Source organism: Streptomyces violaceorubidus, from assembly GCF_000717995.1.
GTDB classification, from domain to species: domain Bacteria; phylum Actinomycetota; class Actinomycetes; order Streptomycetales; family Streptomycetaceae; genus Streptomyces; species Streptomyces violaceorubidus.
On the sequence record NZ_JODM01000031.1, the window covers coordinates 53,762 to 80,008 of the forward strand.

Genomic DNA, 26,247 nt, shown 5'->3' on the forward strand with positions numbered 1-26,247 from the left:
CGTGCCGCGCCGCCCGGACGACAAGACCGTTGGTGTGTACAGCTATTTTGCCGAGTCGTAACGCGCGCCGGGGACTGTACGGCGGGCTCCCAGGTGTTTACGTGGTGTTGGACATTCCGGGATCGCTCGTCACGGAGGACGCCATGGCTGACGCCGCACTGCGGCTGCAGAACCTCTTCGAACAGTTGCTGGGGGCACCTCTCCCGGTGCGCATCCGCGCCTGGGACGGTTCGCAGGCGGGTCCGCCGGGCGCGCCGACGCTGGTCGTCCGCAACCGCAGGGCACTGCGCCGTCTGCTGTTCAAACCGGGTGAACTGGGCCTGGCCCGCGCCTGGGTGGCCGGTGACATCGACATCGAGGGCGACCTCTACACCGCCCTCGGGCTGATGGCCGGCCTCATCTGGGAGCGCGGCGAGGACGCCCGCGGTCTGGTCGAGGCGCTGCGCGACCCCGAGGTCCGGGCCGCCGTACGCGGCCTGGTGAGGCTCGCCGGTCCGCCGCTGCCGCCCGCCCCGCCGCCGGAGGAGGTCCGCCGGGCCCGCGGCCACCTGCACACCAGGCGCACCGACAAGCGGGCCATCAGCCACCACTACGACGTCGGCAACGACTTCTACGAACTCGTCCTCGGCCCCTCCATGGTGTACTCCTGCGCCTACTGGCCCGCCCCGCCGGCCGAGGGCGGCACGCTGGAGGACGCCCAGCGCGACAAGCTCGAACTCGTCAGCCGCAAGCTGAACCTGAGCCCCGGTCAGCGTCTCCTCGACGTCGGCTGCGGCTGGGGCTCCATGGCGATCCACGCGGCCCGCGAGCACGGCGTGAGCGTCGTCGGCGTGACCCTCTCCCAGGAACAGGCCGCCTACGCCCGCAAGCGGGTGGCCGACGAGGGGCTCACCGACCGCGTGGAGATCCGCGTCCAGGACTACCGGGACGTCGCGGACGGACCGTACGACGCGATCTCCTCCATCGGCATGGCCGAACACGTCGGTGCCGAGCGCTACCTGGAGTACGCCACCGACCTGCACAAGCTGCTCAAGCCCGGCGGACGGCTGCTGAACCACCAGATCGCCCGCCGCCCCCAGCGGGACGAGTCCGCCTACAGCGTCGACGCGTTCATCGACGCCTACGTCTTCCCCGACGGCGAGCTGGCCCCGGTCGGCACCACCGTCACCCAGCTGGAGCGGGCCGGGTTCGAGGTCCGCGACGTGGAGTCGATCCGCGAGCACTACGCGCTCACCCTGCGCCGCTGGGTGGCGAACCTGGAGTCCGACTGGGCGGCGGCCACCCGGCTGGTCAGCCCCGGCCGTGCCCGGGTCTGGCAGCTGTACATGGCCGCCTCCGCGCTCGCCTTCGAGCGCAACCGCATCGGCGTCAACCAGGTCCTCGCCGTGAAGACGCCCGACTCGGGCGCCTCCGGGATGCCGTTGCGGGCCCGTGTGTGGGGTGCGCCCGGCCAGGCCTGAGCACACATGGCCTGAGCGCACATCGCCTGAGCACACATGGCAAGAGCGCACACATCCCGAAGGGCCGGGCCCCCGCGTGGGGACCCGGCCCTTCGGTGTGCCGCGTCGCGGCGGGGTCACTCGGCCTTGATGGCGTTCAGCATGTTCAGCCGGGCCGCGTTGCGGGCCGGCCACATGGCGGCCAGGACGCCGACCAGACCGGCCAGCACCACGAAGATCCCGATCCGGCCCCAGGGCAGGACCAGCGCGTACCCCGGGATCTGGTCGGCGACGGTCTCGCCGATCGCCCAGCCGAGGAACGTGCCCAGACCGATGCCGACCACCGCGCCGAACACCGAGATGACCACGGCCTCCAGCCGCACCATCCGCTTCACCCGGCGCCGGTCCAGACCGATCGCGCGCAGCATGCCGATCTCCTGCTGCCGTTCGAAGACCGACATCGCGAGCGTGTTGACGACGCCCAGCACCGCGATGATCAGGGCCATCGCCAGCAGGCCGTACATGATGTTCAGCAGGGTGTTGATGGCGCCGCCGAACTCGTCGCGGATGTCCTGCCGGTCCATCACGGTGATCGCGGGGTTGTCGCCGAGCGCGTCGACGAGGACCTTCTCGTTCGCCGCGGACTGGCCGCCGTCGATCTTCACGAAGATCTGCCGGATGGACGGCTTCGTCTCGTGCGGGTCCACGACCTTGCGGTCGACGAGGACGGGGGAGAGGAACTCGCTGTCCTTGTAGACGGCGCCGACCGTCAGCGTGGCCTTCTGGTCGTCGTCGAAGGTGACGGGGACGGTGTCGCCGACCTTCCAGCCCCTGCTCTCGGCCGTCTCCTCGGCCACCGCGATCCGGCCCTCGGCGAGCGAGCCCGCGCTGCCGCTGACGACGTCGACGGACAGGACCTTCTCGATGTCGCCCGGGGTGACGGCGGAGGCCGACAGGTACACGTCGTCGACCCGGAAGTAGGCCTCCTGCTGGGGGGAGACCGCGGACACGCCCCGGGCCTTCTCCAGGGCCGTCAACGCGGACCGGTCGAGGTCGCCTCCGTTGGCCATCGAGACCATGTAGTCGGCCTTGATGTTGTCCGTGGTCATCTTGTCGATGGCGGTGCCGACCGTGACGCCGAGCACCGACAGGCCGGTCACCAGCGTCAGTCCGATCGCCAGCGCCGACGCGGTGGCGCCGGTGCGGCGCGGGTTGCGGACCGCGTTCTGGCCGGCCAGCTTGCCCGCCACCCCGAAGGGCCCGACGAGCAGCGGACGGACGAGGGCGATCACGGGCCGGGACAGCAGCGGGATGAGGACGATCACGCCGATCAGGGCGAAGAACGCGCCCGCGCCGATGTACAGCCGGCCGTCGTCGCCGCCGGTCGAGGCGCCCGCCACGATCCCCACCGCACCGAGGGCGGTGACGGCCGCGCCGATGGAGTTGCGCAGCACCAGCGACTTGGTGGTGGCCACCGCGTGGACGCTGTTCATGGCCGCCACCGGCGGGATCTTCGCGGCCCGGCGGCCGGGCAGCCAGGCGGCGAACACCGTGATCAGCACGCCCACCGCGAACGCCGCGACCACCGGCGTGGCGGACAGGACCAGCGGGCCGTTCGGCGTCTTCAAGTCGAACGCGGACATGCCGGAGCGCAGTCCGACGGCCAGAGCGACGCCGAGGGCGAAGCCGACGGCCGAGGCCACCAGACCCACCAGCGCGGCCTCGGCGAGCACCGAGCGGGTGATCTGCCTGCGGGACGCGCCGACGGCCCGCATCAGCGCGATCTCCTTGGTGCGCTGCGCGACCAGCATCGTGAAGGTGTTGGAGATCAGGAAGACGCCGACGAAGAGCGCGATGCCCGCGAAGCCGAGCAGGAGCTGCTTCAGGTTGCCCAGGCCCCGTTCGATCTGGGCGGCCTGCTCGTCCGCGAGCGCCTGGCCGGTCTGGGCCTCGGCGGTGTCCGGCAGCAGCGGCTTGACCGCGCCCAGGATCTTCGCGTCGTCCGCGCCGGGGGCGGCGGTGACGGTGGCGCTCTCGAAGTAGCCCGGTTCGAGGTACTGCTTCTGGGCGACGGCGGTGTCGAAGAGGACCAGGCTGCCGCCGGCGTTGACGGCGCCGTCCTCGGTGGTGAACACACCGCTGAGGGTGTACTCCTTCACCGGGCCGTTGGTCGCGACGCGCACCCGGTCGCCGACCTCGTACTCGCCCTTGGCGGCGGTCTCCTCGTCCAGGGCGATCTGGCCGTCCTCGACCGGTCCGGAGCCGTCGGTGAAGGTGTAGGCGGCGTCCTTGCCGTCCTTGCCGGGGGCGAAGTTGGAGCCCTTGTTGGACCAGCCGACGCCGATCAGCTTCCCGTCGGGGTCGGCGACACCGGCGAAGCCCTCGACGCGGCCGTAGACCCCGGCGACGCCGTCCACGGCGGAGATCCGGTCCAGGAGCCTGGTGGGCAGGCCGGGCTCCTCCTTGGGCTTGTCGGGGTCGGCGTACGAGGTGACGGCGACGGCGACGTCGTGGTAGCTCTTCGCCGACTGGTTGCGGAAGGCGTTGGAGAGGGTGTCGGCGAAGACCAGGGTGCCCGAGACGAACGCCACGCCGAGCATCACGGCGAGCACGGTCATCAACAGCCTGGCCTTGTGCGCGAAGACGTTGCGCAAGGCGGTACGGAACATGGGGGGGGGTCTTCTCTGTCCTGGCGTACGGGGTACGGGGTGGGGAGCGGACGGGGGTGTCAGCTGGTGCGGCCCTTGGCGTCGAACCGCTTCATGCGGTCGAGCACCGAGTCGGCCGTAGGCCCGTACACCTCGTCGACGATGCGTCCGTCCGCGAGGAAGACCACCCGGTCCGCGTAGGCGGCGGCCACCGGGTCGTGGGTCACCATCACCACGGTCTGGCCCAGCTCCCGCACCGAGTTGCGCAGGAAGCCCAGCACCTCCGCTCCGGAGCGGGAGTCGAGGTTGCCGGTCGGCTCGTCACCGAAGATGATCTCCGGCCGGGAGGCCAGGGCGCGCGCCACGGCGACCCGCTGCTGCTGCCCGCCGGAGAGCTGGGCGGGCCGGTGCCCGAGGCGTCCGGACAGCCCGACCATCTCGATCACGGAGTCCAGCCACTGCTTGTCGGGCTTGCGGCCCGCGATGTCCATCGGAAGGGTGATGTTCTCCAGCGCGTTGAGGGTCGGCAGCAGGTTGAACGCCTGGAAGATGAAGCCGATCTTGTCCCGGCGCAGCTTGGTCAGCTGCTTGTCCTTGAGCGAGCCCAGCTCGGTCTCGCCGATGCTCACCGAGCCGGACGAGAAGGTGTCCAGGCCCGCGACGCAGTGCATCAGCGTGGACTTGCCGGAGCCGGAGGGGCCCATGATCGCGGTGAGCTCGGCCTGCCGGAAGTCGATGGACACCCGGTCCAGGGCGACCACCTGGGTCTCGCCCTGGCCGTAGATCTTGGAAAGCTCCGTGGCGCGCGCGGCCACGAGGGTGGACCGGTCGGCGATGGGTGCGGTGGTCACGGGAAGGGCGCTCCTGTCGGTACGGCGTGTGCTGTCGGCACGGCGTGTGCTGTCGGCACGGTGCCTGCTGTCGGCACGGTGTGCTCGGGGACGTCCTCCATCGTCCCGGTCGTACGGCGCCGTGTAGTCAGCCGCTGTTCCGGTTCAGGGGGGCGACTCCGGTCGGACACGACGGGCCGGTGTCATACCTGCGGATGACGGCCGACCCCGACGGCACGCGCCGGCGCACCGGGGAGCGGGGGTGGTGCGGGGGTGGCGCGGGGGTGGCGCGAGAACGGGGCGGGCGCCCTCGTCGGGACGGTGAAATCCCGTCATTCCGCATACGGCGCGGACTGTCGCACGCAAGGCTGTTGGCATGTGCTGATGGCCTGCCCCGAGACCTGATGCACCCTCAGGCGCCAATAAAATAAGACAACATCGGTCGTCCCGCCCAAGGTCCGGGAGGTACGTCCCGATAGGCTCAGGGCGCTACGCGGAGCCCATGGCCTGCCCGGATGGTGGAATGCAGACACGGCGAGCTTAAACCTCGCTGCCCCTTCGAGGGCGTGCCGGTTCAAGTCCGGCTCCGGGCACCATCACCGACCGTCCCCGTGTGCGGGCCGTCGGTCGCCCCTGTGTCGGCCCCTTCTCCTCTCGTATCCCTCCCGCGGACCGTTGACAGCGGTGCGTGTCGGACTGGAAACTCGCTCCAGTCAGTGAAGGAAATTTCACCATGCGAACATCCGCCATGTGAACATCCGGCTTGACCGGACAAGGCAACGACGCCGATCGAAGGGAACGACCGATGCGCACCACCGTCGGCATCATCGGAGCAGGCCCCGCCGGGCTGCTGCTCGCCCGGCTGCTCCACAACGCCGGGATCGACTCGGTCGTCCTGGAGAGCCGCGACCGGGCCTACGTCGAACGCAGGCAGCGCGCCGGGATCCTGGAGCAGGGCACGGTGGACGTGCTGCGGGAGGCGGGGGCCGGGGAGCGGATGGACCGCGAGGGACTGCGCCACGACGGCATCGAGCTGCGGTTCGCCCGGCGCCGCCACCGCGTCGACTTCCCCGCCCTCACCGGCGGCAGGTCCGTCATGGTCTACGCCCAGACCGAGGTCTGCAAGGACCTCATCGCCCTCCAGCTCAAGGAGGGAGGCCCGCTGCTGTTCGAGGCGGAGGCGCTGGCGGTGGAGGGCGCCGGGACGGACCGGCCGCGCGTCCGCTTCCGCCACCGGGGCACCGAGGAGGTCCTGGAGTGCGACTACGTCGTCGGCTGCGACGGCTACTGGGGAGTCGCCCGGGCGGCCGTCCCGGACGGGCGGAGCTTCGAGCGGACGTACCCCTTCGGCTGGCTCGGCATCCTCGCCGACGTCGCCCCCTCGCACGACGAGCTGGTCTACGCCCGCCACGACCGCGGCTTCGCCCTGCTGTCCATGCGCTCCCCCTCCGTCTCCCGCCTCTACCTCCAGGTCCCGGCGGACACGGACGCCGACGGCTGGAGCGACGAGGAGATCTGGGACGAGCTGGAGCGCCGCTTCGAGACCGACGACGACTGGAGCCTGAGGCGGGGCCCGATCACCCAGAAGTCGGTCACGCCGATGCGCTCCTACGTCCACGAGCCCATGCGGCACGGCCGCCTCTTCCTGGCCGGCGACGCCGCGCACATCGTGCCGCCCACCGGCGCCAAGGGCCTCAACCTCGCCGTCGGCGACGTCGTCACGCTCGCGCGGGCGCTGGCCCACCGCGCCGCGACCGGCTCCGAGGAACTGCTCGACGCCTACTCCGCGACCTGCCTGCGCCGCGTCTGGCAGGCCGAGCGGTTCTCGTACGACATGACGACGCTGCTGCACACCGTCCCCGGCGCCACCCCCTTCGAGGACCGGCTCCAGCTGGCCCGCCTCGACCGCATCACCTCCTCCCGCGCCGCCGAGACCGACCTCGCCGAGGCGTACACCGGCTTCCCGATCGGATGAGCGCCGCCCGGTGGCGCTCGGGGCCCCGGCCGTGAGGGGAATCACTGATCGGCGTAGCGTGTTGAGTCGCAGGGCCGGGGAAAGATCCTCCCCAAGCAGTAGGGTCATTCCTTTGCCGTTCTATTACTCTTGAGCCAAGGCTGCGCCGTGTGGCCATGGAGGAGTGAAATGAGGAGCAGAAACCCGGTCTTCTCGCGACGGGGGTTCAGCCGCGACAACGGCTACGCGGGCTTCAACGCCGCGCCGCAGGCCGGGGGACCCGCCGTCGCCACGCAGGCCAACCCGTACGCGCAGGGCACCCAGGGCAACCCGTACGCCCAGCCGTCCGCCGGCAACCCGTACGCGCAGAACCCGTACGCCCAGCCGGACCAGCAGTTCGGCGCGCCGCCGCAGGCGCCCGCCACCACCGGCCGGATGACGATGGACGACGTCGTCATCCGCACGGCGAGCACGCTCGGCGTGCTCGTGGTGACGGCCGCGCTCGCGTGGGCGCTGCTGCCGGTGGACGACGCCAACATCAACCGCTCGTACGGCATCGGTATCGGTGCTGCGCTGATCGGCATGGTCCTGGCGCTCGTCCAGTCCTTCAAGCGCAAGCCCACCCCGGCGCTGATCCTGTCCTACGCCGCGTTCGAGGGTGTCTTCCTCGGCGTCGTCTCCAGCGTCGTCGACAACCGCATCGCGGACGGTGCGGCCATGCAGGCCGTGATCGGCACGATGGCGGTCTTCGCCGGTGTGCTGATCGCCTACAAGGCGGGCTGGATCCGCGTCAACCGGCGCTTCTACGGCTTCGTGATGGCCGCCGCGCTCGGCTTCGTCATCCTGATGGCGGTGAACCTGCTGTTCGCCGTCTTCGGCGGCGGCGACGGCCTCGGCTTCCGCAGCGGTGCGCTCGGTGTCGTCTTCGGCATCGTCGGCATCATCCTCGGCGCCTGCTTCCTGGCCCTCGACTTCAAGCAGGTCGAGGACGGGCTCGCCTACGGCGCCCCGCGCGAGGAGGCCTGGTTCGCGGCCTTCGGCCTCACGCTGACGCTGGTCTGGATCTACCTGGAGTTCCTGCGCCTGATCGCGATCCTGAACAGCAACGACTAGGCATACCAGATGAAGGGCCCCGGGCTTCGTGCCCGGGGCCCTTCGTCGTCGTGGGGTCGGCGCGTCCGCTCACAGCAGCTTGCGCGCGGCCCTTCTCAGGTCGTACTCGTGGACGATCGCCTTCGCGTGGCCGTACGCGAGGTTGTGTTCGTGGCGGAGCCAGCTGACCTTCTCCTCGAAACGGAAGAGGGCGGGGCCGTCCTCGACGGCGCGCAGCCAGTCGGAGATCTCACGGCCGGTGCACTGGGGGATCCGGGCGAGCAGGTTGCGATGGGTCTCCTCGGAGAAGACTTGGGACATCGGCGCCTCCGGGCGAAAGGGGATGTAAGCCGGTCCTTCAGGTCACCGTGCCTGAGCGTTCGCCCGTTGGCAACAGTCCCGGACGGCCGCGTACGCTCGCGCCGTGGTTGATACGACGCCTTTGACCCGAGCCGTGGACGACTTCGCCGACCGTCTGCGGGCCGCCCCGCAGAGCAGGCTGCAACGCGGCGCGGCCGCCGAGGCGCTGGAGCTGGCCAGGGAGTTGGCCCGGCGCGCCCAGCTGGTGGAGGAACCCGGGGCCGAGCCCCGCCAGATGCCGGACGCGGGCATGTTCGCCGCCGCCGACCAGATCGCCGTCGCCGCACACGACTTGGCCCTCGTCCTGGAGGACGAGGGCCAGGTGGAGGAAGCGGTGGCGCTGGTGGAGGAGGCCCGCAAACGGGCCGGGGTCTGACGCGGCCGGCGCGGCGGGCGTGACCGGCGTGACCGGCGTGACCGGCGTGATTACAGGGACGCGATGACGCGGTCCGCGAGGATGTACACGTTCTCCTCGCCGCAGGCGAAGGTCAGCGTGTAGGCACCGGAGATCCCCGAGCCGCCGAGGAGGTACGGCGTCTGACCCGCGCCCAGCGCGGCGGCCAGGCGCTCCGCGGTCTCGCGGTGCCCCGGGGTCATGCACAGGGTGGTGCCGTCGGCGAAGACGTACACGTCGAGGGTGCCCAGCGGGCCCGGACGGACGTCGGCCAGCGCGACGCTCGACTCGGCCAGCTCCTCCAGGGTCGCCACGGTGCGGTCGTGGTCGTTCACGGCCGGGGACGGGTTCGGCACGAAGTCCGGGTGGGAGGGGTGCCGGCGGCGGGCGGCGGCCAGTTCGGCGGACTCCCTGGGCCCCGAGTCCGAGGCGGACGGCTCGTCGCTCTCCGCGACCGGCTCGACCACCGGTTCCAGGCCCACGAGGTCGGCCTGGCGCGGCAGGAAGAGCTCACTGTCGGACAGACCGAGTAGCAGTGGCGCGTCGGAGGCGTCCCGGGTCTCCTGGGCGGCCCAGAAGGCCCGCGCCTCGGCGAGTTCCCGCTCGCGCTCCTCGGCGAGCGCCTCGGCGACGGCGGCGCGTATCTCCTCGGCGTCGGCGGTGGTGCGGGCGGCGGGCACCCGGCCCCGCGCGGCGGTGGCCCGGCTCTCGGCCAGCTCGGCGCGCAGGGCCGTCACCTGCCGGCGCAGCACCAGGATGCTGCGCAGGACGGCGACGCCCACGGCGCCGGTGGCGGCCGTGGTGAGCAGCAGGGCGATCGGCATGGCGCTCACTGACGTACTCCCGGTTCAAAGTCGACCCCCGACTTCCTACATCAGCTTGAAGGGAGGACTAACCGTCTGTCAGTGCGTAACGTCACGAAACGGACAGGACTTTGGACCCGGAAGGGAGGGGTGGGGCGGGGCTGACCTGCGTAAATCCGTGGGGCGGGAGAGGTAGGTCACATCCTGGGGGAGTTTGGGTCACAAAACGGCCCAGAACCCTGGGGTGAACAGGGTCCCGGGCCGCCTCGTCACCCTGGGTCCGCGGGGTGCTACTGACGGTCCCTCAGTGGCGGTCGCCGGCGGGTCAGCTCAGGCGCTCGATGACCATGGCCATGCCCTGGCCGCCGCCGACGCACATGGTCTCCAGGCCGAACTGCTTGTCGTGCCACTGGAGGGAGTTGATCAGCGTGCCGGTGATGCGGGCGCCGGTCATGCCGAAGGGGTGGCCGACGGCGATGGCGCCGCCGTTGACGTTCAGCTTCTCCAGCGGGATGCCGAGGTCGCGGTAGGAGGGGATGACCTGGGCGGCGAACGCCTCGTTGATCTCGACCAGGTCGATGTCGCCGACGGTCAGCCCGGCGCGGGACAGGGCCTGCTTGCTGGCCTCGACCGGGCCGAGGCCCATGATCTCGGGGGACAGGCCGGAGACGCCGGTGGAGACGATGCGGGCGAGCGGGGTCAGGCCCAGCTCGCGGGCCTTGGTGTCGCTCATGATCACGAGGGCGGCGGCGCCGTCGTTGAGCGGGCAGCAGTTGCCGGCGGTGACCAGGCCGTCGGGGCGGAAGACGGGCTTGAGCCCCTGGACGCCCTCCAGGGTGACACCGGCGCGGGGGCCGTCGTCCTTGCCGACGACCGTGCCGTCGGGCAGCGTGACCGGGGTGATCTCGCGCTCCCAGAAGCCGTTCTTGATGGCCTCCTCGGCGAGGTTCTGCGACCGGACGCCGAACTCGTCCATGTCCTGCCGGGTGATGCCCTTGGCGCGGGCGAGGTTCTCCGCGGTCTGGCCCATCGCGATGTACGGGTCGGGGACGAGGCCGTCCTCGCGCGGGTCGTGCCAGGTGGTGCCCTCCTGCTGGGCGACCTCGGCGGTGCGGGCCTCGGCCTCGGCGAAGAGCGGGTTGTGCGTGTCCGGCAGGCTGTCGGAGTTGCCCTTGGCGAACCGGGAGACCATCTCGACGCCGGCCGAGATGAAGACGTCGCCCTCGCCGGCCTTGATGGCGTGCAGGGCCATGCGGGAGGTCTGCAGGGACGAGGAGCAGTACCGGGTGACGGTGCAGCCGGGCAGGTGGTCCATGCCCATCTCGACGGCGACGATCCGGCCGAGGTTGTTGCCCTGCTCGCCGCCGGGCAGACCGCAGCCGAGCATCAGGTCGTCGATGTCCCGCGGGTCCAGCTCGGGGACCTTCGCGAGGGCCGCCTGGATGATCGTGGCGGCCAGGTCGTCGGGGCGCAGGTCCTTCAGGGAGCCCTTGAAGGCCCGGCCGATGGGGGAGCGGGCGGCAGAGACGATCACGGCTTCGGGCATCACGGCTCCAGTGGCGAGGGGATGGGCGGCTGCTGGGGAAGTTACCCGGCCGTATGGCCTGGGTCACGGGTGCGGCGGTGTGACATGGGCCGCAACTGTCTAAGCGCTTGCTTTTGCCTCCGGCGGTGGGCGAGGGGGCGGGGGCGAGGGCGAGGGGCGGGGGGCTTCTGCCGTCGGGTGCTCTGGTGGGCGGCCCCTGGGGGGCCGTGGTGGGTGACCTGGTCGGTGCCACTGGTTGGTGCCCCTGGTTGGTGTCCCTGGCGGGTGTCCCTGGCGGGTGTCCCTGGTCGGTGTCCCTGGGGGCTGCGCCCCCAGACGCCTCGTCGGCCTGGACGGCCTCGTCCTCAAACGCCGGACGGGCCTGCGGGTATCCGTGTGCGTCGGTGGGGTGGCTGGCCCGGGTGTCAGACGTTGGACGGGCTGGTGGGCTCCGCCTCCGTCACCCGGCGCCGCCTGCGGCGTTTGAGGAGGGCCCAGGGGCCCCGCGGACCCGTGGACATCGCGGCGGCGACCTCCGTGCCGGCCTCGGACGCCGCCTCCGCCGCCGCCCTCGCCACCGGCAGGAAGCCCTCGCGGCGCTGCGCGTCCGGGTGCTCCTCCTCGGCCGGCCACAGGCCGAGCGCGGCGCACACCGACGGCAGTACCGCCATCGCGGCGGTGGCGTACCCCTCGGCGGAGGGGTGGTAGTTGTCCGGCCCGAACAGCTCCCGCGGGTTCTGCGCGAACTCCGGGCCCAGCAGGTCGCCCAGCGACACCGTGCGCCCGCCCTGCTCGACGACGCCGATGGTCTGCGCGGCGGCCAGCTGCCGCGAGGCCCGCCGGGCCAGCCAGCGCAGCGGTTGCCGCACCCGCTCGATCGTGCCCAGGTCAGGACAGGTGCCGACCACCACCTCCGCGCCGGCCGTGCGCAGCCGCCGTACCGCCCCGGACAGGTGGCGCACCGAGCGGGTCGCCGGCATCCGGTGGGTGACGTCATTGGCGCCGACCATGATCACGCAGATGTCCGGCACCCGGTCCGGATCCGCCAGCACCAGCGCCACCTGGCGGTCCAGGTCGTCCGAACACGCCCCCGGCTGCGCCACCGACACCAGCCGCACCGGCCGCTCCGCCACCGCCGCGAGCCCCGACGCCAGCAGCGCGCCCGGCGTCTGCCCGGCCCGGTGGACGCCCTGGCCCGCGGCCGTGGAGTCGCCCAGCATCACCAGCCGCAGCGGTGGGTCACCGGCCGTGGGCAGGGTGCCGCCGTACAACCCCTGCGCGTTCGGCACCCGGGTCGGCGGGCCCACGCCCACCCGGCGCCTGGCCAACTGCACCTCCGCCACCACCAGACCGACCGCCGCCGCCCCCGCCAGCCCGATACCGCCGCCGCCGTACGCCGCGCCGGCCGCGATCCGCCGGGCCACCCGCGCCCTCGACATGCTCGTCATGCGTCGCCGCCACCTCCTCCAAGCCGTACACCCACTCCTTGCCCCGTACGGACGGTCGCCCAATCTCAACGCAGGGTGAACGACCGTCACGGGGCATCCGCGGGCCCGCAGGCCATAGGCTGGCCGAACCGATAAACAACCCTTCATTTGCGGCATCCGGAGACCACGGTGCAATTCCACGACTCGATGATCAGCCTCGTCGGCAACACCCCGCTGGTGCGGCTCAACAGCGTGACCCAGGGGATCAGGGCCACCGTCCTGGCCAAGGTGGAGTACTTCAACCCGGGCGGCTCGGTGAAGGACCGCATCGCCCTGCGCATGATCGAGGCCGCGGAGAAGAGCGGGGAGTTGCAGCCGGGCGGCACCATCGTCGAGCCGACCAGCGGCAACACCGGCGTGGGACTCGCCATCGTGGCCCAGCAGAAGGGCTACAAGTGCATCTTCGTCTGCCCCGACAAGGTGTCCACCGACAAGATCAACGTGCTGCGCGCGTACGGCGCCGAGGTCGTCGTCTGCCCGACCGCGGTCGACCCCGAGCACCCCGACTCGTACTACAACGTCTCCGACCGGCTGGTCCGCGAGACGCCCGGGGCCTGGAAGCCGGACCAGTACTCCAACCCGAACAACCCCCTCTCGCACTACCACTCCACGGGCCCCGAGCTGTGGGAGCAGACCGAGGGGAAGATCACCCACTTCGTGGCCGGCGTCGGCACCGGCGGCACCATCTCCGGCACCGGCCGCTACCTGAAGGACGCCAGTGACGGCGCGGTGAAGGTGATCGGCGCCGACCCCGAGGGCTCCGTCTACTCCGGCGGCTCCGGGCGCCCGTACCTGGTCGAGGGCGTCGGCGAGGACTTCTGGCCGACGGCGTACGACCGGGAGGTCGCGGACGAGATCGTCGCCGTCTCCGACAAGGACTCCTTCCAGATGACCCGCCGCCTCGCCAAGGAGGAGGGCCTGCTGGTGGGCGGTTCCTGCGGCATGGCGGTCGTCGCGGCCCTGGAGGTGGCGGCGCGGCTCGGCGAGGACGACGTGGTGGTCGTCCTGCTGCCGGACAGCGGGCGCGGCTACCTCAGCAAGATCTTCAACGACGAGTGGATGGCCGACTACGGCTTCCTGGAGGACACCGGACCCAGCGCCCGTGTCGCCGAGGTCCTGAACCACAAGGAGGGCGGCCACATCCCCTCCCTCGTCCACATGCACCCGGACGAGACCGTCGGCCAGGCCATCGAGGTGCTGCGCGAGTACGGCGTCTCGCAGATGCCGATCGTCAAGCCCGGCGCCGGTCACCCGGACGTGATGGCCGCCGAGGTCGTCGGCTCGGTCGTGGAGCGCGAGCTGCTGGACGCGCTGTTCGCCAAGCGTGCCTCGCTGGAGGACCCGCTGGAGAAGCACATGTCCGCCCCGCTGCCCCAGGTCGGCTCCGGCGAGCCCGTCGCGGACCTGATGTCGGTGCTCGGCGGCGCCGACGCGGCGATCGTGCTCGTCGAGGGCAAGCCGACCGGCGTGGTGAGCCGGCAGGACCTGCTGTCCTTCCTCGCCAAGGGGAACTAGAGCGAGCAGGGCCGTCGGTGCCTCCGCCACCGGTGCCGACGGCCCGATGATCTTCGTGGACTTCGCGGAAGTGGTACGCGCGCGTCATGTGCGCGCAGCAGTCGCTTAACACGGGACCGGCAGAGTGTGCGGTGTCGGCAGGGATCGGGAGCGGCTCCCCGGACCCGCCGACGACGAACGGCGTCACGGACCTTCCGGAGCGGCTCCCGGACCTCCAAGGACGCCACGGACGCGCCGCCCCGGCCGTGAGGCCCGGCACGCGCGTCCCCCGCGGGGATCGCCGTCGTCCCGCCCCCCAGCGATGGGGGTGCGGCGGTCCCCGCGCAGTTTTTTCCCGCGCTGCCGCTGCCTTCAGTCCTGTTCCCGCCCCCAGGTCTGTCTCCGACCTCAGTCCTCCCAGGCGTGGTCCCGCCCGGCGCGGCGGCGTCGGAAGAGGTCCGGATGGGTGCGGGCGACCTGGACCACGTTGACCCCGACGATGCCGGCCCAGGCGACCAGGATCCCGGGCAGGTGTGCCACGCCGCCGCCGATCGCGGACAGCGGGATCGCGAGCACCAGCGAGACGATGCCGAAGCCGAAGCGCTCGCCGAAGGAGTCCGTGGGCCTCGGCGACCGGCTGTCCCGGGCGGCCGTCATCTGCTGCTCGGCGACCTGCCGGCGCACCCGGCGCTCCACCGCTCCGTCGATGCGCTGGTCGACCTTCTCCAGGAACGAGTCGATCAGCGCGGACTCGTACTCCTCCCCGAGCTCCCTGCGGGTCTGCAGGGTGGCGTCCAGTTCCTTCTTCAGGTCGGCGTCGCGTGCGTCCATTCCCGTCATACGGCTCAAGGTAGGCAGCCGGGGGCGCCCTCGGCACTGGGGGCAACCCCCGTTTCCGGCGGGGGCCGTCCGGTAGGGGCCGCCCTCGGCCCACGGGATCGCCCTCGGCCCACGGGACGGTTACCGGTCGGCGTCGGCTGCCTCGCCCCGGTGTGGTCCGGCGTCGGCCTGTATAACGGTATGCAGAAGCCGGGGCGCGTGAATAGGTCGAGGGGGCCATGTCATGGACGGGACTGGCGGCACCAGCGGGGCCGGTGGGACGAGCGGGGCGGACAGTCCGGCGGCACGGTTGCAGGCCCTGTTCGAGGGGCACCGCCTGACGCCGACCCAGCGGCGCATCGCGCACAGCATGGTGCGCCGCGCCTCCGACGTGCCGTTTCTGTCGAGCGTGGAGCTCGCCGAGCTGGCGGGGGTCAGCCAGCCGTCCGTGACCCGCTTCGCCGTCGCCCTCGGGTTCGACGGCTACCCGGCGCTGCGACGCCATCTGCGCGAGGTCGCCCCGGCGGAACCGGTCGCGGACACCGGTGCCGGCAACGAGTACCAGCAGGCGGTGGCGGCCGAGATCGAGAACCTGCGGCACCTCGCGGAGGTGCTGGCCGACCCGGGTCCGGTACGGGAGGCGGGGCGGCTGCTCGCCGGAAGCCGGCCGCTGCCGGTGCTCGGGCTGCGGGCCGCCGCCGCCCAGGCGCACGGCTTCGCCTACTTCGCCGCCAAGGTCCACCCGGACGTCCGGCTCCTCGACGAGGGCGGCACGATGCTCCACGACCGCATCGACGCCGCCGTCCGGGCCGGGGCGGACACGCTGCTCTGCTTCGCCCTGCCCCGGCACCCGCGCGAGGTCGTCGAGGCGCTGGCCCACGCCAAGGAGGCGGGGCTCACGGTGGTGACCGTCGCCGACTCCGCCTTCGCGCCGGTCGCCAAGGTGTCCGACCTGCTGCTGCCCGCCGCCGTCGGCACCGGCCTCGCCTTCGACACCGCCTGCGCGCCGATGCTGCTCGGCCGGGTGCTGCTGGAGGCGATGTGCGACGACCTGCCGGACGCCCAGGCCCGGTTGGAGGAGTTCGACGCCAGGGCCGTGGCGCGGGGGCTCTTCGTGGACTGACCCGGGAGCACCCGGGAGCACCCGGAGGTGACCCGGAGGTGACCCGGAGGTGACCCGGACGGCGGACGGGTTCTCAGATTCGTCTCAGCTTGCCCCGTTACAGTGCGGCGCCGGACACCCTTCAGACGCAACGCACCGGGCCCGTCGCACGGGCCGGAACGGAACGGGAGGCAGGACGTGGCGCGCGGAGGACAGGTGGGGCTGGCTCGGGTCGCCGTCGTCGTACGGGCGGGCGCCGCGCCACTGTGGTGGCTGGGCGTCTTCGCGGCGGCCATCGGCGTGCTGGTGCCGGGGCTCACCGGACGCCGGATCGGGGTGCTGGCGGGTGCCGCGCTCTTCATCGTCGCCGCGGCCGTCGTGGCGTGGGTGCGCCGGCGGCGCTACACCGCCCTGGCCGGATCGGCCGCCCGAGCGGGCAAGCACGACGTGCTCCAGGACCGCCGGGTCACCGTGCGCAACTGGCGCCGGGGCCACCGCTGGTGGCTGCTGCTCGCCTTCCTCGCCGCCCTCGGCAGCGCCTTCGCCGTGCCCGCCGCGGGCGGACTGCTGCTGGCCGGCTGCGGCGCCGGGCTGTGGCTCAAGTCCGCCTGGATCGGCCGCCGCGAACAGTCCGGGGACGCCCTGCTGTGGGTCCGCGTGGACTGGCTCGCCGACAACGCCGGCCGCCCCGCGGGCACGGCGGTCAAGGGCTACCGCAGCACGGGCATCGCCGCGGGCGACGCGGCGCCGGGCGGCGCCCGGCGGAAGACGCCGGCGGCGGCGGTCTGAGCGCACCCGACCGCGCCGAGCCGCGACCAGCCGCGTCGAGCCGCGTCGAGCCGTGACGGACTGAGGCGAGCCGCGTCGAGCCGTGCCGAGCCGCGACCAGCCGTGACGGACTGAGACGAGCCGCGTCGAGCCGTGCCGAGCCGCGTCGAGCCGTGACGGACTGAGACGAGCCGCGTCGAGCCGTGCCGAGCCGCGACCAGCCGTGACGGACTGAGACGAGCCGTGCCGTGCCGAGCCGCGACCGGCCGCGACGAACTGAGACGAGCGCGCGGTTGCGGAGCACCCGCACTCGTCGCCCGGCGAACACACCCGGACCATCCCGTCCACCATGTCCCCCGCGACCGCCGGTACCACCGGTACCGGCGGGGGACGTCCAGCAGTCCCCGTGCGGGGCCCTCGATCGGGGCCCCGCACGCGCATGCGCGGGGCACGGACCCGGCCCTGTTGACTAGGCCTATTCAGGCGGCGAGGATATGAATATCCGTAGCAACAATCCGCCGGGAGCAAGCCACCAGGAGGCAGACCATGTCCGGACCTCGTCCCGTCCGAGCGCCACGCGGTACCGAGCCGAGCGCCCTGGGCTGGCAGCAGGAGGCCGCCCTGCGGATGCTGCAGAACAACCTCGACCCGGAGGTCGCCGAGCATCCCGACAAGCTCGTCGTCTACGGCGGTACGGGGAAGGCGGCCCGCGACTGGCGCTCCTTCGACGCGATGGTGCGGACCCTGCGCACTCTCAAGCAGGACGAGACGATGCTCGTCCAGTCCGGCCGCCCGGTCGGTGTCATGCAGACCCACGAGTGGGCCCCGCGCGTGCTCATCGCCAACTCCAACCTCGTCGGCGACTGGGCCAACTGGGAGGAGTTCCGCCGCCTGGAGGCCCTCGGCCTGACCATGTACGGGCAGATGACGGCCGGCTCCTGGATCTACATCGGCACCCAGGGCATCCTCCAGGGCACCTACGAGACCTTCGCCGCCGTCGCCGCCAAGAAGTCCGGCGGCACGCTGGCCGGAACCATCACCCTCACCGCGGGGCTCGGCGGCATGGGCGGCGCCCAACCCCTCGCGGTCACCATGAACGACGGCGTCGTGATCTGCGTCGACTGCGACCCGCGCGCCATCGACCGCCGTATCGAGCACCGCTACCTCGACGTCAAGGCCGACTCCCTCGACCACGCCCTCCAGTTGGCCACCGAGGCCCGGGACCGGCGCGAGCCGCTGTCCATCGGCGTCCTCGGCAACGCCGCCGAGCTGGTCCCGCAGCTCCTGGCCATGGGCGCCCCGATCGACATCGTCACCGACCAGACCTCGGCCCACGACCCGCTGGCCTACCTGCCCACCGGCATCGCCTTCGAGGACATGGCCGACGCCGCCGCCAAGGACCCGGCCGGCTTCACCACCCGGGCCCGCGAGTCCATGGCCCGGCATGTCGAGGCCATGGTCGGCTTCCAGGACGCCGGTGCCGAGGTCTTCGACTACGGCAACTCCATCCGCGGCGAGGCCCAGCTCGCCGGATACGACCGGGCCTTCGCCTTCCCCGGCTTCGTCCCCGCCTACATCCGCCCCCTGTTCTGCGAGGGCAAGGGCCCCTTCCGCTGGGCCGCCCTGTCCGGCGACCCCGCCGACATCGCCAAGACCGACCAGGCGATCCTCGACCTGTTTCCCGAGAACGAGTCCCTGGCCCGCTGGATCAAGATGGCGGGGGAGCGGGTCCACTTCCAGGGCCTGCCCGCCCGCATCTGCTGGCTCGGCTACGGCGAGCGCGACAAGGCCGGTGAGCGGTTCAACGACATGGTCGCGAGCGGCGAGCTGGCCGCCCCGATCGTCATCGGCCGCGACCACCTCGACTGCGGCTCCGTCGCCTCCCCGTACCGCGAGACCGAGGCCATGCTGGACGGCTCCGACGCCATCGCCGACTGGCCGCTGCTCAACGCCATGGTCAACGTGGCCTCCGGCGCCTCCTGGGTCTCCCTCCACCACGGCGGCGGCGTCGGCATGGGCCGCTCCCTCCACGCCGGGCAGGTCACCGTCGCCGACGGCACCCCGCTCGCCGGGGAGAAGATCCGCCGGGTGCTCACCAACGACCCCGGAATGGGCGTCATCCGGCACGTCGACGCCGGGTACGACATCGCCGAGTCGGTCGCCGGGGAGCGGGGCGTGCGGGTGCCGATGCGCGAAGGCCGCGAGGGCGGAGAGGCGCACGGGAGCGGTGCGACGCCCGCGGGTGACGGCGCGTGAGCTTCCACAGCATGTGGGCGGAGCTGCTGCCGGTCGGCCGCAGCTCCGCCTCCGGCGGCTACCGTCGCTACGCCTGGAGCGGTGCCGACGCCGACTGCCGGACCTGGTTCCAGGAGCAGGCCGGGGCCCGCGGACTGGCCCACGAGGTCGACCGCAACGGCAACCAGTGGGCCTGGCTCGGCGACCCGGCCGCCGGGAACGCCGTGGTCACCGGGTCCCACCTGGACTCCGTGCCCGACGGGGGCGCCTTCGACGGCCCCCTCGGCGTCGTCTCCGCCTTCGCCGCCCTGGACGAACTGCGCGGGCGGGGAGCGCGGTTCACCAGGCCGCTGGGCATCGTCAACTTCGGCGACGAGGAGGGCGCCCGCTTCGGCCTCGCCTGCGTCGGCTCCCGGCTCACCGCCGGCGCGCTCACCGTCGAGCAGGCCCACCGCCTCACCGACGGCGACGGCATCACCCTGCCGCGGGCCATGGAGTTGGCCGGGTACGACCCGGACACCCTCGGCGCCGATCCCGAACGGCTCGCCCGCATCGGCGCCTTCGTCGAACTCCACGTCGAACAGGGCCGCGCCCTCGACCTCTCCGGCGACCGCATCGGCATCGCCTCCGCCATCTGGCCGCACGGACGCTGGCGGTTCGACTTCCGCGGCGAGGCCAACCACGCCGGCACCACCCGCCTCGCCGACCGCCACGACCCGATGCTCTCCTACGCCGAGACCGTCCTCGCCGCCCGCCGCGAGGCCGAACTCGCCGGTGCCGTCGCCACCTTCGGCAAGATCGGCGTCGAACCCAACGGCGTCAACGCCATCCCCTCCCTGGTGCGCGGCTGGCTCGACTCCCGCGCCGCCGACCAGGCGAGCCTGGACACCGTGGTCACCGGCATCGAGCAGGCCGCCCGCGCGTACGCCGCCGCCCACGGCGTGGACCTCGACATCGTCCGGGAGTCCTTCACGCCCGTCGTCGAGTTCGACCACGCCCTGCGCGACGAACTCGCCCGCATCCTGGGCACCCGTACGGAGCTGAAGGTCCCCGTCCTCGGCACCGGTGCCGGACACGACGCCGGAATCCTCTCCGACCGCATCCCGACCGCCATGCTGTTCGTACGCAACCCCACCGGCGTCTCCCACTCCCCGGCCGAGTACGCCGCCGAGGACGACTGCCTGGCCGGGGTGAACGCACTCGCCGACGTACTGGAAGGGCTGGCCTGCACGTGACCGCCACCGAACGGACCCGCACGTACTGGCTGGAGCACGCCTGGCTCGGCACCCACGTCGAGCCGGACGTCGCCCTGGACGTGCGGGACGGCCGCGTCAGTGCCGTCCACCAGGGCGTCGCCACCCCGCCGCCCGGCGCCGAGATCCTGCGCGGACTCACCCTGCCGGGACTGGCCAACGCCCACTCGCACGCCTTTCACCGGGCCCTGCGCGGCACCGTCCAGGTCGGCTCCGGCACCTTCTGGACCTGGCGCGAGGTGATGTACTCCTTCGCCGACCGGCTGACCCCGGACACCTACCACGCCCTCGCCCGCGCCGTGTACGCCGAGATGGCGCTGGCCGGCATCACCGCCGTCGGCGAGTTCCACTACGTCCACCACGCCCCCGGGGGCACCCCCTACGCCGACCCCAACGCGATGGGCGGGGCCCTGATCGAGGCCGCCGCCGAAGCCGGTGTCCGCATCACCCTCCTCGACACCTGCTACCTGTCCTCCGGCTTCGGCGAACCCCCGAACACCCACCAGCTCCGCTTCTCCGACGGCACGGCACAGGCCTGGGCCGAACGCTGTTCACTTCTCAAGGAACGGGATCACGCACGGATCGGAGCGGCGATCCACTCGGTACGGGCCGTGCCCGCGGACCAGCTGGCGACCGTGGCGCAGTGGGCCGGGGCACGGCGGGCCCCGCTGCATGTGCACCTGTCCGAGCAGACCGCCGAGAACGACGCCTGCCAACAGGCCCACGGCTGCACGCCCACCCGGCTCCTCGCCGACCACGGCGTGCTGGGCGCCCGCACCACCGGCGTCCACAACACCCACCTCACCGACGAGGACATCGCCCTGCTCGGCGAAAGCCGCACCGGCACCTGCATGTGCCCCACCACGGAACGGGACCTCGCCGACGGCATCGGCCCTGCGGCCGCGCTCCAGCGGGCGGGGTCGCCGCTCTCCCTCGGCTCCGACAGCCACGCCGTCGTCGACCTGCTGGAAGAGGCGCGCGCCATGGAGCTGAACGAGCGCCTGCGCACCCGCGCCCGCGGTCACTGGACCGCCGCCGCGCTGCTGCGCGCCGCCACCGCCGACGGCCACGCCGCCCTCGGCTGGGACGACACCGGCCGCATCGAGGCCGGAGCCCGCGCCGACCTCACGACGCTCGCGCTGGACTCCGTCAGGACAGCGGGGCCGCTGCCCAGGCTCGGCGCCGAGACGGCCGTATTCGCCGCGACGGCAGCGGACGTACGGCACACGGTCGTGGGTGGGCGGCACGTCGTACGCGACGGGGCGCACGCCCTCGTACCGGATGTGCCGCGGGCCCTGATGCGGGCCGTCGAAGCCCTGCGCACCTGATCACCCGCACCCGCCCCCACGAGGACACCAGGGACCCCATGAGCAGCAGCACCGTCATCACCAACATCGCCGCACTCGTCACCAACGACCCCTCCCTCGGCGACCACTCCCCGCTCGGTCTGGTCCGGGACGCGGCCGTCGTCATCGAGGGCGACCGCGTCGTGTGGACCGGTGAATCAAGCAAAGCACCCGCCACTGACAATCGGGTCGACGCCGACGGCCGGGCGGTCCTCCCCGGCTTCGTGGACTCCCACTCCCACCTCCTCTTCGCGGGCGACCGCACCGAGGAGTTCAACGCCCGCATGTCCGGCCGCCCCTACAGCGCGGGCGGCATCCGCACCACCGTCGCCGCCACCCGCGCCGCGAGCGACGCGGAACTGGAGGCGGGCCTGACCCGTTACCTCGCCGAGGCCCTGCGGCAGGGCACCACCACCTTCGAGACCAAGTCCGGCTACGGCCTGACCACCGCCGACGAGTCCCGGGCCCTGCGCGTCGCCGCCCGCCACACCGACGAGGTCACCTTCCTCGGCGCCCACATCGTCGCCCCCGAACTCGCCGACGACCCCGCCGCCTACGTCGACCTGGTCACCAGCGAGATGCTCGACGCCTGCGCCCCGCACGCCCGCTGGATCGACGTGTTCTGCGAGAAGGGCGCCTTCGACGGCGACCAGGCCCGCGCGATCCTCACCGCGGGCAAGGCCAAGGGCCTGCACCCCCGCATCCACGCCAACCAGCTCTCCCACGGCCCCGGCGTGCAGCTCGCCGTCGAACTCGACGCCGCCAGCGCCGACCACTGCACCCACCTCACCGACGCCGACGTGGACGCCCTCGCGGGCAGCCGTACGGTCGCGACCCTGCTGCCCGGCGCCGAGTTCTCCACACGGGCCCAGTGGCCGGACGCCCGGCGCCTGATCGACGCCGGTGCCACGGTCGCCCTGTCCACCGACTGCAACCCCGGCTCGTCCTTCACGTCCTCCGTGCCCTTCTGCATCGCGCTCGCCGTACGGGACATGGGCATGACGCCGGACGAGGCGGTCTGGTCGGCCACCGCGGGCGGCGCCGCGGCCCTGCGCCGCGACGACGTCGGGCGCCTCGCCCCCGGCGCGTACGCCGACCTGACGCTCCTGGACGCCCCGAGCCACGTGCACCTGGCGTACCGGCCCGGTGTGCCGCTGGTCGCGGGCGTGTGGCGGCGGGGCGTGCGTAGGGTGTGAGCGGCAGCATGTGGGCTGCGTATGAGCTGAGTACGAGCTGAGTACGAGCTGCGTGTGAGCCGGGGAGCGGGGGAACGGGGCGGATGGCCAGGTACTGGTGGACGCCGTTCCTGGTGAACGTGCTGCTCGGGATCCCGGGCGTCGTGCCGTTCTGGCTCGTGGGGTACCTGATGGTCAACTGGCCGCTGGCGGAGCTGGGCTGGACCGTGCGCGAGCCCACGGAGAACGACGGCATGGCGCTCTGGCTGGTGATCGTGGTCCCCGTGGTGGCGCTCTTCGCGATGATCTGGTGGCTGGTCAACGCGCCGTTGCGACGCCGGACCACCCTCGCGCCGCGCACCTTCTGGCTGCTGTGCTCGCTGGCCCCGCTGCTGCCGACGGCGGCGCTGATCGCCAACTCCCCGTGAAACGGCCCGAAGGGGGGCGGCCCGGCCTCGGACCACCCCCCTGGAGGGCAAGCGTCGCACGGTGGTGCCGAGGACTACTCCTCGACCGTGAGCCCCTTGCGCAGTCGTACGAGGGTGCGTGACAGCAGACGCGAGACGTGCATCTGGGAGATCCCCAGCTCCTCGCCGATCTCCGACTGGGTCATGCCCGCGACGAAACGAAGGGAGAGGATCTTCCGGTCCCGCGAGGGCAGTTCGGCGATCAGCGGCTTCAGCGACTCGACGTACTCGATGCCCTCGAGCCCGTGGTCCTCGTAGCCGATGCGGTCGGCGAGGGCGCCCTCCGCGTCGTCCTCCTCGGGCTGGGCGTCCAGCGAGGAGGCGGTGTAGGCGTTGGACGCCGCCATGCCCTCGACGACCTCGTCCTTGGACAGGCCCAGGTGCTCGGCGAGTTCGGAGACCGTGGGGGCGCGGTCGAGGCGCTGGGCCAGTTCGTCGCCCGCCTTCGCCAGGTCGAGCCGCAGCTCCTGGAGGCGCCGCGGAACGCGCACGGACCACGAGGTGTCGCGGAAGAAACGCTTGATCTCGCCGATGATGGTCGGCATCGCGAACGTGGGGAACTCCACACCGCGCGACAGCTCGAAGCGGTCGATCGCCTTGATCAGGCCGATGGTGCCGACCTGGATGATGTCCTCCATCGGCTCGCTGCGCGAGCGGAAGCGGGAGGCGGCGAACTTGACCAGAGCGAGGTTCAGCTCGACGAGCGTGTTGCGTACGTACGCGTACTCATGGGTGCCTTCCTCCAGCGACTCCAGCCGCTCGAAGAGGGTCTTGGACAGGGCTCTGGCGTCCGCCGGAGCGACCTCGTCGTACGCGGGGATGTCCGGAAGCCCGGCGAGTGCGTCGTCGTGGCCGACGACGGCGGCGTGGTGCTCGATGGGATCCAGATGTTCCGGAGGGAGTGTCGACGTCGCTTGGTGGGTACGCGATCCGTCGAGCCGGGGTGACATGATGTCCTCCATCGTTCTCGGCATACGGCTGCCGAAGCCAAATACGTGCACTGCGGTGTGCGGCGCCTCCAATGCCGGCCGTGTCGGTTTACGTGTCCTACTAGCCCTACCGGGTTTACCGAGCTGACCGCAAGTGTTTTCTGTGCGGGTATGTCCGTTTATGTGCGGTTGTTCGGGTGTCGGAGTGCGGTGGGAGGGCGTAGTGTTCGAGGGCGTCAGCAGCAGTCACGACCTCGGGAGAGAGAAACGGCATGGACCGCGGGACGGTCGGCAGTGCCCAGTCGGGCCGGCTTCTGGTCGAGGTACGGGAAGAGGGCTCCAGCGCCGTCGTGACCCCGGCGGGTGAGCTGGATCACCACACCGCCGATCTGTTGCGCGAGCCGCTGGACGAGTGCCTCGCCAAGGGGTTCAACCGGCTCGTCGTGGACTGCTCACGGCTGGAGTTCTGCGACTCCACGGGGCTCAACGTCCTGCTCGGAGCGAGACTGAAGGCGGAGGCCGCGGGGGGCGGAGTGCATTTGGTGGCCATGCAGCCGGTAGTGGCGCGGGTGTTCGAGATCACGGGGGCCGAAGCGGTCTTCACCCTTCATGACACGCTTGCGGCCGCGCTGGCCGACGCGTCCGACTGAGCCGTCCTTGTCCGGCCGACGGAGGGACGCGTGCGCATCCCGGGGCGGGTGTTTTCGCCCCGCGGCGGGTTTCGTGCGCGATACAGGGGTGTTCGTGCGGTCGGCTCGGGCAGGAGAGACCCAGAACCGGCTGTGTACGACTTTGCTGTCCATGACTCGGCCGGTCCACGACTTGGTTGTCCACGACTTTGAAATGTGAACTGGTGAATCGGTGAGGTGAAGCGCTGATGAGCACCACCCGGCCCTATCCGCCGGGCGACCGCGGTCCGGAGCCCAGCGGCGCTTCCGGTGCGTCCGCGCCGGTGCCTTCTTCGGGGGTTTCCGAAACTTCCGGAGCGGCGACCGCGCCCGCGCCTGTGCCCGCCTCCGCTTCCGGGGAGGGCGGCGGACGGCAGGCCCGCAGGCTGACCTTCGAGGACGCGAGCGGAGTCGTGCCGATGGCCCGTGACTTCACCCGCGAGGCGCTGTACGCGTGGGGCTGGCTGCCGGCCGCCACCGCGGACCAGCGTGCCGCCGCCGAGGACGTTCTGCTCGTGGTCTCCGAGCTGGTAACCAACGCCTGTCTGCACGCCGAGGGGCCGGACGAGCTGCGGATCACCTGCGAGAAGAAGGTGATCCGGCTGGAGGTCTCCGACCGGGGTACGGGGCAGCCGACGCCGCGGACCCCGCACCGCGCCGGGCGTCCGGGCGGCCACGGGATGTTCATCGTCCAGCGCCTGTGCCTGGACTGGGGCGTCGTACGGACGCCGGGCGTCGCGGGCAAGCGGGTCTGGGCGGAGCTGGGGGCCCCGGCGTAGGCCTGCGGCGCTTGGACGGGGGGGTTGTTTTGCCCCCCACCCACCCGTCTCGGTCGGCCAGGAGGCCCCGCCATGGGGCTCCGCCCCAGACCCCGGCGGGGACTGCGTCCCCTGCGCTCCGCCGTGGGGCTTCGCCCCGGTCTTGGGTGGGGGCTGCGTTTCCTGTACCGCTCCCGGGCTTCGCTCCGGTTCGGGCGGGGCTGCGTCGCGTGCGCCCGTCCTGGAGCTTCCACCCCCCGGTCTGGGGCCGGGCTGGATACCGTGCATCCCTGTTTCGTTCCGGTTTCCGGCCGGGACTTCGTCGCGTGCAGCTCCTGCGGGCTTCGCCCGGTCTCGGAGGGGACTGCGTCACCTGCGCCCTGCTCCGCTCCGGTCTCCGGCGCGGACGTCGTCCCCCGCCCCGCTGTTCCGCCCGGGGCCCCACGGGTGCGCCGCCCCCGCACTCTTCGCTGCCCTCCGCCCCGAGCCCTCGGGCCCGGAGGTGACGGTCCCCCTGTGACCTTCCCTCGGCTCAAGCCGGCGAGGGCGTTGCTTCCTGCTGCCCGTGCCTGGGTGGGCCCAGGGCCGCACCCAGGGTTTCGCCCCGTTATCTTTTTCGCGGTCCTGCAAGAGGGCCGTTGGCCTCCGGGCCCGGCATGACTGTTGCCCCCTGTCGAACGGATGACCTGGGGGGTGGTGTC

The 26,247-nt window shown here is 72.1% G+C and carries 22 protein-coding genes and 1 tRNA gene; 15 read left to right on the forward strand and 8 right to left on the reverse strand.

The window, feature by feature from the left end; translation table 11 throughout:
• The first annotated feature begins 143 nt into the window (after positions 1-143).
• A complete protein-coding gene (locus tag IE94_RS0128695) occupies positions 144-1,460 on the forward strand; it encodes an SAM-dependent methyltransferase (RefSeq protein WP_030189926.1) in 1,317 nt (438 codons plus the stop codon).
• Positions 1,461-1,576: 116 nt separating this feature from the next.
• Here IE94_RS0128695 and IE94_RS0128700 read toward each other — a convergent pair whose 3' ends face one another.
• Together IE94_RS0128700 and IE94_RS0128705 are read right to left on the reverse strand one after the other, a co-directional pair.
• A complete protein-coding gene (locus tag IE94_RS0128700) occupies positions 1,577-4,108 on the reverse strand; it encodes an ABC transporter permease (RefSeq protein ID WP_030189928.1) in 2,532 nt (843 codons plus the stop codon).
• Between the two features lie 59 nt (positions 4,109-4,167).
• The gene (locus IE94_RS0128705) at positions 4,168-4,938 is read right to left on the reverse strand and encodes an ABC transporter ATP-binding protein (protein ID WP_030189930.1); all 771 of its coding nucleotides are present in this window, start codon (positions 4,936-4,938) and stop codon (positions 4,168-4,170) included.
• Between the two features lie 488 nt (positions 4,939-5,426).
• Between IE94_RS0128705 and IE94_RS0128710 the strand changes: the two genes are divergently transcribed.
• From IE94_RS0128710 to IE94_RS0128720, 3 genes are all read left to right on the forward strand, one after another.
• Positions 5,427-5,513, forward strand: a tRNA-Leu gene (locus IE94_RS0128710).
• 209 nt (positions 5,514-5,722) lie between these two features.
• Complete coding sequence (locus tag IE94_RS0128715) at positions 5,723-6,892, forward strand: 4-hydroxybenzoate 3-monooxygenase (RefSeq protein WP_030189933.1); 1,170 nt, start codon at positions 5,723-5,725, stop codon at positions 6,890-6,892.
• A 168-nt stretch (positions 6,893-7,060) separates the two neighbouring features.
• A complete protein-coding gene (locus tag IE94_RS0128720; RefSeq protein ID WP_030189935.1) occupies positions 7,061-7,984 on the forward strand; it encodes a Bax inhibitor-1/YccA family protein in 924 nt (307 codons plus the stop codon).
• 69 nt (positions 7,985-8,053) lie between these two features.
• On the opposite strand, the gene IE94_RS0128725 is transcribed toward IE94_RS0128720, so the two are convergent.
• Entirely contained in the window at positions 8,054-8,284 is a 231-nt protein-coding gene (locus IE94_RS0128725; protein ID WP_030189937.1) for a DUF4287 domain-containing protein, read from the reverse strand.
• A 103-nt stretch (positions 8,285-8,387) separates the two neighbouring features.
• On the opposite strand from IE94_RS0128725, the gene IE94_RS0128730 reads away from it, so the two are divergent.
• The gene (locus tag IE94_RS0128730; RefSeq protein ID WP_245235328.1) at positions 8,388-8,699 is read left to right on the forward strand and encodes a hypothetical protein; all 312 of its coding nucleotides are present in this window, start codon (positions 8,388-8,390) and stop codon (positions 8,697-8,699) included.
• Positions 8,700-8,749: 50 nt separating this feature from the next.
• Here IE94_RS0128730 and IE94_RS0128735 read toward each other — a convergent pair whose 3' ends face one another.
• The 3 genes from IE94_RS0128735 to IE94_RS0128745 all read right to left on the reverse strand — a co-directional run bounded on the left by IE94_RS0128735 (position 8,750) and on the right by IE94_RS0128745 (position 12,493).
• Positions 8,750-9,550, reverse strand: a complete 801-nt coding sequence (locus IE94_RS0128735; RefSeq protein ID WP_030189941.1) for a hypothetical protein — start codon at positions 9,548-9,550, stop codon at positions 8,750-8,752.
• A 295-nt stretch (positions 9,551-9,845) separates the two neighbouring features.
• Positions 9,846-11,066, reverse strand: a complete 1,221-nt coding sequence (locus tag IE94_RS0128740) for an acetyl-CoA C-acetyltransferase (RefSeq protein WP_030189943.1) — start codon at positions 11,064-11,066, stop codon at positions 9,846-9,848.
• A 404-nt stretch (positions 11,067-11,470) separates the two neighbouring features.
• On the reverse strand, positions 11,471-12,493 hold the full coding sequence (locus IE94_RS0128745; protein WP_030189946.1) for an SGNH/GDSL hydrolase family protein: 1,023 nt from the start codon (positions 12,491-12,493) through the stop codon (positions 11,471-11,473).
• A 168-nt stretch (positions 12,494-12,661) separates the two neighbouring features.
• Here IE94_RS0128745 and IE94_RS0128750 point away from each other — a divergent pair, with 168 nt between their 5' ends.
• On the forward strand, positions 12,662-14,047 hold the full coding sequence (locus tag IE94_RS0128750; protein WP_030189950.1) for a cystathionine beta-synthase: 1,386 nt from the start codon (positions 12,662-12,664) through the stop codon (positions 14,045-14,047).
• 387 nt (positions 14,048-14,434) lie between these two features.
• Here the strand turns inward: IE94_RS0128750 and IE94_RS0128755 are convergent, their stop codons facing one another.
• Positions 14,435-14,857, reverse strand: coding sequence for a hypothetical protein (locus IE94_RS0128755; RefSeq protein WP_030189953.1), 423 nt, complete (start codon positions 14,855-14,857; stop codon positions 14,435-14,437).
• Between the two features lie 232 nt (positions 14,858-15,089).
• Here IE94_RS0128755 and IE94_RS0128760 point away from each other — a divergent pair, with 232 nt between their 5' ends.
• From IE94_RS0128760 to IE94_RS0128790, 7 genes are all read left to right on the forward strand, one after another.
• Positions 15,090-15,968 (forward strand): MurR/RpiR family transcriptional regulator, encoded by an 879-nt coding sequence (locus tag IE94_RS0128760; protein WP_030189956.1) that lies wholly within the window; start codon positions 15,090-15,092, stop codon positions 15,966-15,968.
• 177 nt (positions 15,969-16,145) lie between these two features.
• Positions 16,146-16,736: a hypothetical protein gene (locus IE94_RS0128765; protein ID WP_030189958.1), complete on the forward strand. Its 591-nt coding sequence runs from the start codon at positions 16,146-16,148 to the stop codon at positions 16,734-16,736.
• A gap of 525 nt (positions 16,737-17,261) precedes the next feature.
• Complete coding sequence (gene hutU, locus IE94_RS0128770; RefSeq protein WP_030189961.1) at positions 17,262-18,971, forward strand: urocanate hydratase; 1,710 nt, start codon at positions 17,262-17,264, stop codon at positions 18,969-18,971.
• On the forward strand, positions 18,968-20,185 hold the full coding sequence (locus IE94_RS0128775; protein WP_030189965.1) for an allantoate amidohydrolase: 1,218 nt from the start codon (positions 18,968-18,970) through the stop codon (positions 20,183-20,185). Before hutU ends, IE94_RS0128775 begins: the two co-directional genes overlap by 4 nt.
• Entirely contained in the window at positions 20,182-21,531 is a 1,350-nt protein-coding gene (locus IE94_RS0128780; protein WP_030189967.1) for a formimidoylglutamate deiminase, read from the forward strand. Before IE94_RS0128775 ends, IE94_RS0128780 begins: the two co-directional genes overlap by 4 nt.
• A gap of 38 nt (positions 21,532-21,569) precedes the next feature.
• Complete coding sequence (hutI, locus tag IE94_RS0128785) at positions 21,570-22,745, forward strand: imidazolonepropionase (RefSeq protein ID WP_030189970.1); 1,176 nt, start codon at positions 21,570-21,572, stop codon at positions 22,743-22,745.
• A gap of 83 nt (positions 22,746-22,828) precedes the next feature.
• Positions 22,829-23,152, forward strand: a complete 324-nt coding sequence (locus IE94_RS0128790; protein WP_030189972.1) for a hypothetical protein — start codon at positions 22,829-22,831, stop codon at positions 23,150-23,152.
• A gap of 74 nt (positions 23,153-23,226) precedes the next feature.
• On the opposite strand, the gene IE94_RS0128795 is transcribed toward IE94_RS0128790, so the two are convergent.
• A complete protein-coding gene (locus tag IE94_RS0128795; RefSeq protein ID WP_030189974.1) occupies positions 23,227-24,153 on the reverse strand; it encodes an RNA polymerase sigma factor SigF in 927 nt (308 codons plus the stop codon).
• 239 nt (positions 24,154-24,392) lie between these two features.
• Here IE94_RS0128795 and IE94_RS0128800 point away from each other — a divergent pair, with 239 nt between their 5' ends.
• Both IE94_RS0128800 and IE94_RS0128805 read left to right on the forward strand, forming a co-directional pair.
• Positions 24,393-24,770, forward strand: a complete 378-nt coding sequence (locus IE94_RS0128800) for an STAS domain-containing protein (protein ID WP_030189976.1) — start codon at positions 24,393-24,395, stop codon at positions 24,768-24,770.
• Positions 24,771-24,997: 227 nt separating this feature from the next.
• Positions 24,998-25,567, forward strand: a complete 570-nt coding sequence (locus IE94_RS0128805) for an ATP-binding protein (RefSeq protein WP_030189978.1) — start codon at positions 24,998-25,000, stop codon at positions 25,565-25,567.
• The last annotated feature ends 680 nt before the right edge of the window (positions 25,568-26,247 follow it).